The organism is Photobacterium sp. 53610, assembly GCF_036409375.1.
Classification (GTDB): domain Bacteria; phylum Pseudomonadota; class Gammaproteobacteria; order Enterobacterales; family Vibrionaceae; genus Photobacterium.
Window position 1 is genome coordinate 996,355 of sequence record NZ_JAXOFS010000001.1, and the last position, 13,899, is coordinate 1,010,253.

At 50.4% G+C, this 13,899-nt stretch carries 10 protein-coding genes; 2 read left to right on the plus strand and 8 right to left on the minus strand.

Going from position 1 to position 13,899, the window contains the following annotated elements; all coding sequences use genetic code 11:
• Positions 1–694: 694 nt before the first annotated feature.
• The 7 genes from SPK40_RS04510 to rsuA form a co-directional block, all read right to left on the minus strand.
• Positions 695–2,443, minus strand: coding sequence for a GMC oxidoreductase (locus SPK40_RS04510; protein ID WP_330959577.1), 1,749 nt, complete (start codon positions 2,441–2,443; stop codon positions 695–697).
• Between the two features lie 271 nt (positions 2,444–2,714).
• Positions 2,715–3,641, minus strand: a complete 927-nt coding sequence (locus tag SPK40_RS04515) for a ribose-phosphate diphosphokinase (protein WP_330959578.1) — start codon at positions 3,639–3,641, stop codon at positions 2,715–2,717.
• Entirely contained in the window at positions 3,638–5,146 is a 1,509-nt protein-coding gene (locus SPK40_RS04520; protein WP_330959579.1) for a thymidine phosphorylase family protein, read from the minus strand. The genes SPK40_RS04515 and SPK40_RS04520 overlap by 4 nt, the downstream gene beginning before the upstream one ends.
• Before the next feature lie 456 nt (positions 5,147–5,602).
• The gene (locus tag SPK40_RS04525) at positions 5,603–7,000 is read right to left on the minus strand and encodes an MATE family efflux transporter (RefSeq protein WP_330959580.1); all 1,398 of its coding nucleotides are present in this window, start codon (positions 6,998–7,000) and stop codon (positions 5,603–5,605) included.
• Positions 7,001–7,195: 195 nt separating this feature from the next.
• Positions 7,196–7,852 (minus strand): DUF2913 family protein, encoded by a 657-nt coding sequence (locus SPK40_RS04530; RefSeq protein WP_330959581.1) that lies wholly within the window; start codon positions 7,850–7,852, stop codon positions 7,196–7,198.
• Positions 7,853–7,884: 32 nt separating this feature from the next.
• Positions 7,885–9,075, minus strand: a complete 1,191-nt coding sequence (locus SPK40_RS04535) for a Bcr/CflA family multidrug efflux MFS transporter (RefSeq protein ID WP_248140064.1) — start codon at positions 9,073–9,075, stop codon at positions 7,885–7,887.
• Positions 9,076–9,417: 342 nt separating this feature from the next.
• Positions 9,418–10,107, minus strand: a complete 690-nt coding sequence (gene rsuA / locus SPK40_RS04540) for a 16S rRNA pseudouridine(516) synthase RsuA (protein ID WP_248140062.1) — start codon at positions 10,105–10,107, stop codon at positions 9,418–9,420.
• Between the two features lie 302 nt (positions 10,108–10,409).
• Between rsuA and SPK40_RS04545 the strand changes: the two genes are divergently transcribed.
• Together SPK40_RS04545 and SPK40_RS04550 are read left to right on the plus strand one after the other, a co-directional pair.
• Positions 10,410–10,904: a GNAT family N-acetyltransferase gene (locus SPK40_RS04545; RefSeq protein WP_248140060.1), complete on the plus strand. Its 495-nt coding sequence runs from the start codon at positions 10,410–10,412 to the stop codon at positions 10,902–10,904.
• Between the two features lie 160 nt (positions 10,905–11,064).
• Complete coding sequence (locus tag SPK40_RS04550) at positions 11,065–12,834, plus strand: DEAD/DEAH box helicase (RefSeq protein ID WP_330959582.1); 1,770 nt, start codon at positions 11,065–11,067, stop codon at positions 12,832–12,834.
• A 32-nt stretch (positions 12,835–12,866) separates the two neighbouring features.
• Here SPK40_RS04550 and SPK40_RS04555 read toward each other — a convergent pair whose 3' ends face one another.
• The gene (locus tag SPK40_RS04555) at positions 12,867–13,820 is read right to left on the minus strand and encodes an alpha/beta hydrolase (protein WP_330959583.1); all 954 of its coding nucleotides are present in this window, start codon (positions 13,818–13,820) and stop codon (positions 12,867–12,869) included.
• Between the last annotated feature and the right edge of the window lie 79 nt (positions 13,821–13,899).

Consider the following 13,899-nt stretch of genomic DNA (forward strand, 5'->3'; position numbering starts at 1 on the left):
AATCTCTGAAGATAGCGAGGGGTTTAGATCCTATATTTCGCATAGATCCCCAACCCAAGACATGTGACTCAGACCCGGCTACACCGACACACTCATCCTGGACGTTTACCATCAGAAGATACTCTAATCGTCACTCAGCGAGCTTAGAGCAGCTATATTTGCTTGCTGAAAGAATTACTTCGTTTAGGGAATACAATCTAGCGAAGCAAGGAGTTTCAATAGTTACTTAGTTGGTGATTGATTAAACAGATATCAATCACCATAAGCCAGAGCGTGATTACTTGTTAATGAATATCCCCAAGGCATTTACAACACAAACCTCAAAGCCAACGATCGCAAAACAACTTTTCGACTATCCATCAAAACGATCAGTTACCCCATATCAAGCAAACCAAAACCCCATAGCACCGTAAAGTCACCATGGTTCTTCACGCTCAAAGCCTTTGGCGGTACTAGCTTGCAACTTTGCACTAACCGAAGTTTGTTGGATTGATTAGGATTCCCTCGCACACAGAATCGACATGCGATGAACCATATATGGACCATGGAGAGATTCTAAGGTGCATAAAGTGAGTCTATTAGAACGAGAAAAGCGCCGATAACATAAAAGGAACAATGATATAAGATACTGATTAAATTAAAAAAGCCCCGACTTATGCCAAGGCTTTGTCATATGAATAGTTGCAGTGGTCAACTACTTCCCGGACAACTTATCTGCCAGATCCTGCGCTAGTGCGACCATGGTGAGTGTCGGGTTCCAGGAGCCGCCCTGTGGCCAGAGTGCGCCACCGGTGACGTACACATTGTTGGCGCCTTTGAACCGGTAGTTCAAATCAACCGGGGCGTCTGGCTGAGTACCAATGTGAAGGGTCGAACTTTCATGGACCGGGGCATCAACACGAATGGCGGTTGAACCGGGACGCGCCGAAGTCCAGTCCCCTTCATCCGGAGCGCCATGCCAGTATTGCACCGCTTCTTTGCCTTTCGGGGAGAGCACAGTTTCCAGAACACCGAAGGTGGCCTCGTCCATTGCGGTCCAGGTTTCTTTGTCTTTCCCGTTTTCTTCAATCTGAAGCAGCGAGTTGGTGGTGATGTTGCGATCCTCCGGATTGCCTTTGAACCAGCTGCCCGGATTGGTGTAATCCAGTTCGCCCAGCACGGCACAAACAAACACCACATAGTCTTTGGAGGACAACAATTGCGCCATCGAGGCTGTCGCCACCACATCCGGCATATACCGCATCGCTGTGGCTGAATTCACAATCGGGTTCTCATCCGACAGTGCCGACAACTGAATATGATATTGCTGTTCAAAACTGTTGTTCGCAACACCGGCCACATAGCAGGCCCCCAGCTCCAGATTGCCCCAGTCACCGTTTGGATCCAGATCCGCCTTCGGCACGCGCGCAACAATTGAGCTGATGAAATGTGCAGAGAAACGATCGCCCAGTCCTGGATAATCCGGGAATGAATTTCGCAACAAGGTCGTTGGCGGCAATGTACCCATAGCGAGGATCAACTGTGCCGACCCCAGCGGTAAAACACCTCGGGAAGTTTGCAGCGCTGTGGCTTGTGGCATGCCATCTACTGATTGCTGAATAATCTGCTCAACAATGCAATCTGTCACGATATCCAGTTTTGCGCCCGTTCCGGCCTTACTGCGCGCGGCCTGAACTTCAGCCAGTTCCAGAAGACTTCCCGGTGTCGAGAACTTCTGGAAATCGATACCGTTCACCCTTTCAGATGCCGAAGCCAGCGGTGCAGCTTCCGTGCGGTAAATACCGTTCACTGAAGTACTGGACTGTTCAAGTAACTGCTGAATCGTCCGTTGCAGCTCACCGTACACCGGGCGGTTATCCGCAATAAAAGCCTGCTCAGCTTTACTGCGGCCCGCATCAATCTGATCAGCCGGTTGGACTCTGAGCAGGGTTTCAGCCGAGTCGAAATTCCTTCTGGCCGCATCAATTGTTTCCTGCGGCCACCCGGAAAACTCCTGATCATTGGGTCTCGGACACCAGGCACTCCACAAGGTAGAACGCCCGCCAAAGAAGGGCACCATGCCATGTTGCCAGTGAATGGTTCCGGCCTTTCCCAGCTGATTTTTGGCCGACATTGTCCAGGGGAATGTTTCCGACAATCCGCCTAAAGTATTTTTAAACGGCAGTGGCAGATTCTGGAAATGCTCAGGTAAAAAGAACGGGCCACGTTCGATCATCAATATCCGGGCGAAGGGATTATTCTTCAGGGCACGCTCAGCGAAAGCCAACGCACAGAAACCCGTGCCGATCACGACAAAATCATAATCATTTTCTTCCCGGGCCTGTTTCCATTCGGCATTCGACAGGAAAAAGACATGATCCATCACTTTTTGTCCGGTCGGGCTCTGTGGCCCCGGCGTCGGATATCCGTATTGCAGTTTATTACTTGCGGCAGCTGTTCCCATGGAGAAAGTCCTTCTTTGAATTGTCAGTCAATCACAGATGACGAATGACAGGTGAACAGAAATGTCATGACGATAAATGCAGCCAGCAAAGCATGCCGACAGTGCATCATGAATAGACAAGGAATCTGAAGAAGGACAATTTAAATGCGCAAGCCGGACTTCGGTTTCATGAAAATGAAACCTTGGTTCTATCGCCAGGAAATACGTGAATAAAAAGTTACACCGAAGCGTGAGGCCGGTATTCGTTTTGGCTGTCTCTGTTGAAATCGTCTCAGCCCGTATTTTTTGTCCGTTGCAACAGCGCAATCACAGCAGGAAGCAACTGCGGGGTGATATCAATCGCGTTCGTCGGGTGCGGAACGGTATTGGTTGTCACCAACTGACTGAGCCCGGCGACAATCAGTGCTTTGTCTGAATCATCGGCAAAAATACCATGGACTGCGACGCACTGAATCTTGTCGATTCCGCGGGACTGAAGCGCCTGTACACACTGCAAAATTGTCTGACCGCTGGAAATCACATCATCAATAATGACAGCAGTTCTGTCCCTGTATACTTCGATATCCGGCAAAATCACTTCGACATGCCTATCGCCGAAACGGTGCTTTTCGCCAATCACATAAGGATGCTGACTGAGCCCGGCGATGCTCGAGACCCATTGCTCACTTTCACTGTCCGGACCAACCAGCAGTAGATTGTTCTTTGTCGTCAGCCACTGTGCAAGCACGGGTGCGCCCTGCACCACCCGACTGGGCACTGTATAAATTTCGTCTAAGGCATGATAACGGTGCAGATGCGGATCAACCGTCACCAGCCAGTCAATATGCCGGGACAAAGACTGCGCGAATATCCGCGATGTGATGGCCTCGCCGTCTGCAAACCGGCAATCCTGCCGCATGTAGCTCAGATAGGGCGCGATCAATCCGACCTCAGACGCCCCGAGTTCACGCAGTGTTTCCAGCAAAAAGATCAGCGGTAAATACTTTTCATCCGGATGCGACAAATCAGCAACGACGACACAACGCCTGTTTTCAACGGTTGAACATACCCGCAGATAAAACTCACCGTCGGGAAACTGCCGGGATTCAAGATGACCTGGCTGTGCATCCAATGCAGCGGTCAGCGGTTCAAGTAGCGGATGTGGTTGCAGGGAAAACACCCATGGTGCTTCTGCATTCGGCGTTACTCTGTCACTCATTTCGCGGCCTCGATGGTAAAAATTTCCGACTGACGATAATACGACATGGCGTATTGCTGCTCTCCGGCGGTATCCGAATATAAGGTAAACAACGGATCACCATGTTCCACCCTGTCGCCTACCCGTTTATGCAGTCGCACCCCGGCTGCAGGTGTGGCTGGTGCCCCGGCCAGTTTTGCCAGACGGGAGAGTTGCCGGTTATCAATCGCAACCAATCTTCCCTTCACATGCGCCGTTTCCGTATGTTGAAAATGAGCTTGCGGCTGAGTTTTCATCCCGCCTTGCGCAGCCAAAATTCGCTGAAACTGCTGCCAGGCTTTGCCTTCATCCAGAATCGATGTTGCCCTTGTGAGCCCCGCTTCGTAGTCCTCATCAAAAGCAATCGAAAACAGATGTGCCGCCAGAAATAAAGCGCGTTCTCTCAGGTCTTGCGGTGCGGTGTCGCTGCACTGTAACACCGCCAGTACATCACGCGCTTCCTCGACCGGACCGATTCCTGCTCCCACCGGCTGGCTGCCATCGGTGATCAGACAACGGATGTGAATGCCGCAAGCTTCTCCGACTCGGGTAAATAATGAAACCAGCCGATCCGCATCTTGCTGAGAGCGGACTTTAGCTGTGGGACCCACAGGAATATCAATCACAACATGGGTCGAACCAGCGGCTATTTTTTTCGACAGTACAGAAGCAATCAGCTGCCCTTCCCCATCCAAATCCAGTACACGTTCAATACGAATGAGCAGATCGTCCGCCGGACTCAGATTAACCGCCCCTCCCCACGCCAGACAGGCATGCGTTTTTGCGACTACGCGCTGAATGTCCGCCAGATCGAGATTCACGGTGGTCAGCGCCTCCATCGTATCGGCCGTCCCTGCCGGGGATGTAATCGCGCGTGAAGACGTTTTCGGAATCGTCAGCCCCGCCGCACTGATAACAGAAACCACCAGCGGTGAGGTCCGGTTGCCCGGCAAGCCGCCAATGCAGTGCTTATCAAAGACTTTGGTCTGACCCGGCCAGTACAGCCGCTTGCCGCATGTCACCATGGCCTGCGTCAGGCCGATAATTTCATCGACATCAAGGCGGCTCCCTGCGCACACACTCAGAAAACTGGCGATTTCTATATCCGAATAACGGTGAGCGCTGATGTCTTCAACGACATCCTGAATCTCCTGATGACTGAGTTTATGACCAAAAATCTTTTTCCTGACCGCTGCAAGTGAGGTATTCACCGGCGCATGACTGACTTGGATCGCAACACCATCAATCGCATTCAGGCGATGCATAGCGATTTTAGATAAACCGGCACTTTTCGGGGGCAGTACCTTATCGTCCACCACGTTCAGGGTGGCGATGATGCTGTTTTTGCCATGAGTCAGCAGAACCCGGCTACTGGCCGTAAAACCTTCTGCTCGGCAGATATGACAATCGCTCCGCATATACGCCACCGGCTCCTGGTGCGTATCGATCCCCATATCGATCACATAAAGCTCATGCGTCTGACTCATGATTTTCCCCTGTTCAATACTGACTCTGGATTGATGTTGAAATGGCCAGTGGTGACGGATGACGCCATTTTCAGGAAGCCTTGTTTTCAGGAAGCACTGCTGCTTTCCCTGAGGTCTATAGGCTCAGTATAGGCCGCAACCCCAAAAACACTTCAAACCGCTGTTTCTTCAGCACAAACTCTGACCCATCACACTCAGAATTCACTGAATCCATGTCGCCAGTATTCAATAGACGATAAATCAAAAAAAGGACAATAAAGTGCGCGTCACACAACAGTGAAATGTCTGAAATGGAAAGCTGATTCTGCCGGCAGGAAATATGTGAATGAAAAATTACACGCGAATGTGAAACCTGCGATGACTTCAAGGCGCTGCATGCAGAATTAAAACCCCCAAAAACAAAACAACCTGCATCATGCAGGCTGTTTTCGCTTCATTCATGAACATGACAGGATGTCAGGCTGGCGTACTTTGACTCTCGTTTGCCACCAGGTTATTCATCCAGGCTTTGGAACGAATCCGAATCACTGAACCGATAATTTTCACGCACTCTTCCAGCATCAGCATGGCGTATATCCACTCCAGGGGCAGTTTCAGGACCAATGCACAAAATGCCGTCAGCGGAATCCCGATCACCCATTGCGCCGCCAGATCCTGATAAAAACAAAACCGCATGTCACCGCCAGCCCGCAGGACACCGACAATCATCGTCATCGGCAGACTTTTCACAATCATCCCGGCACAGAAAATCAGGAAGAAGTTTTCCGTCAGCGCCCGGGTCTCCGGGGTCATTGCAGCAAACAGGTTTAAAATCGGATCGCGGATCAGCAGCATCAATCCTGCAATCACCACAGCACAGGCCAGATTGATGACCGATACAGCCCAAGCCTGACGGTACGCTGCCTCCATCTGGTTTCCGCCAAGCTGATTTCCAATCAGCACTGCTGAAGCGTTGGAAATACCGATCAGCATCGCCAGCGCCAGCGATTCAATCGGGGTCATGACCGACAATGCGACCAGACCATCCACACCCGACTGACCGATAATCACATGGTACATAAAAATACCACCTGACCATGCCAGTGCATTCAGAGTTGTAGGCAACGACAATTTCAGAAAACGTTTGATCAGGGCGGCATTCATGACTTCCGGATAAACGGACCATTCGAATGCAACAATATGCTTTTTCAGGTGCAGATAACCAAACAGCAGCGCAATTTCGACCAGCCCGCTGATGGCTGTTGCCCAGGCTGCACCAGCGATGCCGTAAGCTGGCATCCCCAGATGACCGAAAATCAGGACCCAGTTCAAAAACAGATTCAGGGCAATCCCCACGGCACTGAAGAAAGTACTGATACTGGGCTGGTGCATGGCTCTCAGCCCTACAGACACACTGCTGCCCCATGACACGGCAAACAGACTGATGGCTGTAATTTGCAGATATTCAGCCCCCCGTTGGATGACTTCCGCATCATGCGTCGCCAGACCAATCACCTGCTCTGGCATCAACCCGAAAATCAGCGCGGCACACACAGCCACAATCGTTGTCATGAGCATAGTCAGTGCCACACTCTGTTTCATGCCATGCTGATTTCCGGCGCCCCAGTACTGGGCGGCCAGCATTGCGCCGCCGGTAGTCACACCAAACAGCATGATTGTCACGACAAAAAGTGCTCTGCCCGCAATACCGATTGCTGCAACATCCAGCTCATTGAGCTGACCCAGCATCAGAATGTCCACCAGACTCCGGCTGGAAAACAACATGATTTGCAAAGCAATCGGAAAAGCGATTGCCATCAGGCGACGAACAAAGGCGCCGTCGATAAACGCTGGCGCGGAGGAAGAGATTCTCATGATGGATAACCGGTCGGAAAATGCTGAAAACGGAAACAATTTTATGTTGAACTGTTGAAATCACAAGCTAAAACGCACTGATTTACTTGCTTTTTTTCAATATCATCAAACAACTCACTCTTCTTTGAAACTGAATTGAAACATCCTGTTGGCCCATAAAAAAATACAGCCTTTCGGCTGCATTTTTCTCAATCATCAATCCCGGGACAAGGTGGGCAATTCCGGCAGATGACTACCAGCATTTGCCGGCTGCAGAATATATTCACCATGGTATTTCACTAAAGATTTATAATCGGTCACTTTATACAGCAACAATCCGTTCTCATAAGCCAGATCGATACATTGCTGGCTGTCCCCCCGGACATACACCGACAGCGGCTTGATCAGCACACCCTCTTCACTGAATGCCGCCTTTGCCTGTGTTGCACAAACCACCAGAGAAGCCTGACCATCGGTATGATGCGTCACTTTGCGGTTCACTTCATAACCCGTTGTGACCATCCACCCGGCAGCTTCCAGCGCCTGATAAAACGCATGCACACCATCGGAGTCCACCGGACGATTCAGCCCGATTTCAGTCTGAACACCAGACAGGGTCCATCGGATATGCTCAAATTTCTGTTTCAGTTGCGCCTGTTTACCCAGACTGCGGGCCTGTTGCTGCCAGGCAAGCAGCGTTTTCGCAACACAGTGATCATATCGCTGCTGCTTAATCACTCTGGTAATCCAGGCACTTAAAAAATGTGTTTCACTCACCGGGTTATTCGGTGTTTTTCCGGCAGCGACAGAGCCATCTAATTCAGACAGACCATCACTCACCAGTTGGTGCAGCTCTTGATAAAACTCAGCCATATATTTCTTTTCTTGACGATTACTTACGACAATCAGGCATCTTTCGACAGCGCCCAGTAGAACAGTGACGAAAGCACCGCACAGGCGGCGGTCGTCCCAGCCAGTGGCCATGCAGATGTGTCCGGCATCATTGCTACAATACCGCCCACAACCGTACCGGTTCCGAAGCGCATTGTACCAGCCAGAGACGATGCCGTACCTGCCATATGCGGATATTTGGCTAATAAACAGGCCATTGAGTTACTGGCAACTGTAGAGATCGCACCGACAAAGAGCATCACAGGTACAACAACGCCCCACAGCCCCAGCTCAAAGACCTGACCGGCAATCAACCCGACCCCAGCAATCAGCTGTACATTCAGACCCAGGCGAAGCATAAAATGCGAGCCCATTTTACGGACCAGTTTGCCATTGAGTGTGGTCATCACAATCAGACAGACCACATTCAGGCCAAACAGATAGCCGAAATTTTCAGTGCTGACATGATAAAGATCGATGTAAACGAATGAACCGACGGTCAGGAAGACAAACATCCCTGCAAACGAGAACCCGCTGCTGACAACCAGACCCAATGCCGGAGCAGATGTTAACATCCTCGCGTAGTTTCTGAGCGTGGAACCGAGATGAAACGGCAGACGTTTCTCAGGCGCCAGAGTTTCCGGAATCATCTTCATCACCGCCAGAATCACAATGACCGAGAACAGCGCAAGTGACCAGAAGATTGAACGCCAGCCCAGCCAGACCGACAGATAACCACCGATCAAGGGTGCTGCCAAAGGTGCTACCGTCATCACCAGCGTCACAAAAGACATGGTTCGGGCAAACTCTTCACGTTCAAACATGTCTCTGACGAGCGCCTGAATAATCACCGCGGCCGATGCTCCCGCGAAACCCTGTGCGGCACGAATCCAGGTCAGTTCAGTAATGTCATGACTCACGGCACTGACCACTGCCGCCAGCGCGAACAGCACAACGCCAATAATCAAAACAGGACGACGACCATAACTGTCTGATAAGGGGCCATGAATCAACTGGCCGATAGCAAAACCTGCCGTATAAGCCGTGAGCGTGACCTGCACAGCACTTGGAGTGACAGCCAAATCTTTCGCAATGGTTGGCATTGCGGGTAAATACATATCGATGGCTAGCGGCGTTAATGCTGCGATTGCACCGAGAATCAAAATTAAGGAAAAACTCAGACCAGGACTGTCAGATTTACTCATAAACCACTTATTAGTAGATAAAGGGGAAAGAAAGTGATTGTACGACAATTTTCGCTGCGCGAATCTTTCCTGACAGGAAATGATAACTTTCTTTTTTAGGTATACTAGCAAAAAATTGTGACTCACATCGGCAGACAGGTCAAAACTGAGCCACCGAAAACCACAGTTATTGCCTGAGAGTGAAGTTTTACAATTTGTGAATCAACGGTGCAATCTGCGGCAAGTAATCGGGAAAACTGAGCCTTTCCTGACAACTCCGCCCCGCTGCATACAAAAACGGCGCTGATATCTGTTTGATCGTCAGCGCCGTCTTTTTTTTTATTCCGATTATTCGCACTTCTGTCAGAAGCTGGCGATTTCCTCTTCGGTTAAAGGCCGGTATTCGCCGGGCTCCAGCGCTTCGTCCAGCTCAACAGTGCCAATTTTTTCACGGTGCAGCGCCTCAACTTTGTTGCCAATCGCCGCAAACATCCGCTTCACCTGATGGTATTTGCCTTCTGAAATCGTGATCAGCGCTTCTCGCTCGCCCAGAATTTCCAGTTTTGCCGGGCGCGTCAGTTCTTTTTCGCCGCGAAGCTGAACCCCTTCCGCAAACTCGGTGACCGCAGATTCCGGGATCGGATCAGCCGTTTCCACGTAGTACACTTTCTCACACACATGACGCGGAGACGTGATCCGGTGAGACCACTGACCATCATCTGTCAGCAACACCAGGCCGGTGGTATCGGCATCCAGACGACCGGCCACATGCAGTTTCTCAGGGCTGACTTCGTCGAGCAGTATAAAAACTGTCGGATTAAAATCGTCGACGTGTGAGCAAACATACCCCTGAGGCTTATTCAGCATGAAATACTTCGGGCCCGTCATATGCAGCGAACGGCCATCAAATTCAACATCACAGTCTGGGGTGATTTTCACCGCCCCATTCCGGACAACGTCGCCATTCACTTCAATTCTTTTATCTTTTAATAACTTACCGGCTTCTTTGCGCGTAATTCCCAAGGCCGTACTCAAAAACTTATCAAGCCGCATGGCTGGCTCCAAGTGTTGCAAAACCGCCATTATATACCCAAGTCACCTGAAGATACTCAATTCTGAAAGATTTGTACGATAGATACCTGTCCTCAGCCTTCCCTGAAGGGGTATCACTAATTGCAACCCCTGATCACAAATTTTTACATCGCATTATCTGAACTGCCACTAAGCTCAAAAAGTAGAACATTTATCCATTTTCACGGTCTTCACTTATAGACAGAAGACATGGGTTATCCGTATAAACACCTGAAGCGAATTACGACCATGTCATGACAACACCGAACAACTAAGGTTGACTTATGAACATCTCACTTGTAGCGCCTGGCCTGTCTTCTGCAGACATGTTGCTTACACTTGTTGGGGAACTCTTTGAATATGAAGTCCTGCCGCAAAAGCGCGAGCAAACGACACAGGCAGTTCACCAAATACTCAACAATCCGGAACTGGGCCAGGTTTGGTTCATTGAAGTGAACGACAATGGCAATCAAATGATTGCCGGTCATATCATCCTGAGCTACAGCTTCAGCCTTGAATACGGCGGCCGGATTGCACTCATCGACCAGTTCTACCTGAGACCCGAATGGCGTCAGCAAGGGATCGGGACTGAGCTGATGCCGCAAATTGAAGCCCATTGTGCTGAAGCGGGCGTACATGCACTGACACTCGAAGTCAATATCGGGAACAAAGGAGCCCGCAGTTTCTACGAGAAACACGATTTTATCCCGCGGCGCCAGTTCTGCATGATGACCAAAACCATCAAACCAACGAAACTACCGCTGAACATGGCTTCGTGAACATAACTTCATGAAGCTTCATCAATGTCGCTTCATGAACACAACCATTCGCAGGGCCCGCAATTCCGGGCCCTGATTATTACAACCGCCCCGATACTTGTTTCCCACAGTTCAAAGCCGTTAAACTCCCCCGGCGCTGTTCATCAACCGAATCAAATTCATGTATACACTTCGCCCATATCAGCAGGACTGTGTGAAAGCCACGGTTCACTACTTTCGTCAGCACAGCACGCCTGCCGTCCTGACCTTGCCCACCGGTGCCGGTAAAAGTCTGGTGATCGCAGAATTAGCCCGAATTGCGCGCGGTCGGGTGCTGGTGCTGACCCACGTCAAAGAGCTGGTTGAACAGAACCACGCAAAATACGAAAGCTACGGTTTAAAAGCTTCAATTTTTTCTGCAGGATTGAGTCGTAAAGAAACCGATCAGCAAGTGGTTTTTGCGTCGGTCCAGTCGATGGTCAACAGTCTTGACCAGTTTGACGCAGAATTCTCCCTGCTGGTCATCGATGAATGTCACCGGGTGCCGGACGATGAAAACAGTGCCTATCAGCGGGTGATCAAACACTTGCAGTCAATCAACACAGGGATCAAGATTCTGGGGCTGACCGCAACGCCCTATCGTCTGGGCATGGGCTGGATTTACAAATATCACACCCGGGGTCAGGTTCGTACCGAGCAGGAGCGATTTTTCCGGGACTGCATCTTTGAACTGCCTATCCGTTACCTGCTGGACGAAGGGTTCCTGACAGAACCCAAAATCATGGATATGGCCGTGATCGGCTATGACTTCTCCGGCCTGAAACCGGCCAGTAACGGCCACTACCGGGAATCGGATCTGGATGCTGTGATTGCGAAATCTTCCCGGGCAACCCCGATGATTATTGAACAGGTGATTGATTACGCCAAAGACCGGAAAGGCGTGATGATCTTCGCCTCGACGGTCAACCATGCCAAAGAAATCATGGGTTATCTGGCGGAAGAAAACGCGGCACTGGTTGTCGGAGACACGCCGCTGGAAGAACGGGATCGCATCATCAATGCATTTAAAAATCAGCAAATTCAGTATCTGGTCAATGTGTCGGTTCTCACCACGGGGTTTGATGCACCGCATGTCGATTTGATTGCGATTCTTCGTCCGACGGAATCAATCAGTCTGTACCAGCAAATTGTGGGTCGCGGTCTGCGCCTTGCTGAAGGCAAAACAGATTGCCTGGTTCTGGAGTATGCCGGGAACTGCTACGACCTGTATCAACCGGAAGTCGGTGATCCCAAACCGGACAGCAACAGCGAAGTGATCATGGTGCCCTGCCCGGCCTGCGGCTTCAAAAACAGCTTCTGGGGCAAACTCGACCCGGCTGGCTTTTTGATTGAACACTATGGCCGTCGCTGTCAGGGTTACTTTGAGGACGATGACGGCGAACGGGAGGAATGCGGCTACCGCTTTCGGGCCAAATTCTGTGAAGAATGCGGTGCAGACAACGACATTGCAGCGCGACGCTGCCATCAGTGCGATGCTGTCATGGTCGATCCGGATAAAAAACTCAGGGATGCATTAAAGCTGAAGGACGCCATGATCATGAAATGCACGGAGATGAAGCTGGAAGCCGGAAAAAACCAGTACGGTAAGCCTCAGTTGAAAGTGACCTATTTCAGTGAAGACGATGGTCATATCAGTGAAACCTGGCAACTGACGAACAAAACCCAGAAAACCGAATTCCTGAAGAAGTTCATCAATCCGCATCTGGTTGACCGCCATCGTCCGTTTACTGAGACGGCCCCGACCAAGGTTGCAGGCAATGAACACCGGCTGCGTCCGCCGGAAATCATTATTGCCCGTAAAAGCGGTCGCTTCTGGGCCATCAGGGATAAGTTGTTTGATCTTGACCAGTATCAAAACATCAATGCAAACAAAGTGTCATCAATCAAGTGAATCGCCAGCATCAAGCTGGCGCAGACGCTGACTTAGTGGAATGCCCCATTGAAGAAACGTTCGAGTTTGTCGAAAGGAATCAGATCCGTTTTGTCATACAGATCAACATGATTTGCGCCAGGAATCACCAGCAGCTCTTTTGCCTCACCTGCCATTTCAAAAGCATCTTCACTGAAATATCGTGAGTGTGCATGTTCGCCAATCACGAACAGAATTGGACGCGGCGAGATCCACTGCAGGTGATTCAAAAGCGCGAAATTGATGAACGACGGCGCGCTGCTCATCGTAAACTGAGTGATTGAGTTGTGATGGTAGCCACGCGGACGTGAATAAAACGCACCAAATTCGCGGCCGATTTCATCGGTTTTACTGCCAATATCCATCGGTGCACCCCGCGGTGTCATCGCAGGGGCAGCACCGGTAAATTCTGCATAACGCTGTTCGGCAATCATATCCAGCCAGCCGTTTCGCTCTTCATCAGTCAGCGCATCATGAAAGCCTTTCGCATGGTAGCGGGAAATATCATACATACTGACGGTCACAACGGCTTTGATACGGCGGTCCACCTGAGCTGCACTCAAACCAAAGCTGCCACTGCCACAAATGCCAATCACACCAATTTTGTGGCGGTCAACAAACGGACGAGTCCCGATAAAATCGACGGCTGCACTGAAATCTTCCACAAACAGATCCGGAGAAGAGAGGTGGCGAACTTCACCGCCACTGTAACCATTAAACGACGGGTCAAAGGTCAGAACCGTAAAACCGCGCTGTGCCATTTCATTGGCGTAAACACCAGGCCCCTGCTCTTTCACGCCACCGTAAGGTGCCCCAACAATCAAAGCTGGCAAGGTTGCCAGATCGCTTACAGATTTTGGCCGATAAAGATCCGCTGAAATCGTCACGCCATAACGGTTTTTATAGGACACTGACTCGCGTGTCACCGCATCACTTAACGTGAAAATATAATTATCGATCGCTGGCATAAGATGCGCCTGAATGAAGTGATTGAAGAATTTCAGGCAACAGAAATCCCAAAAGCCCGGTTTCAGACTTCCAAGTGAA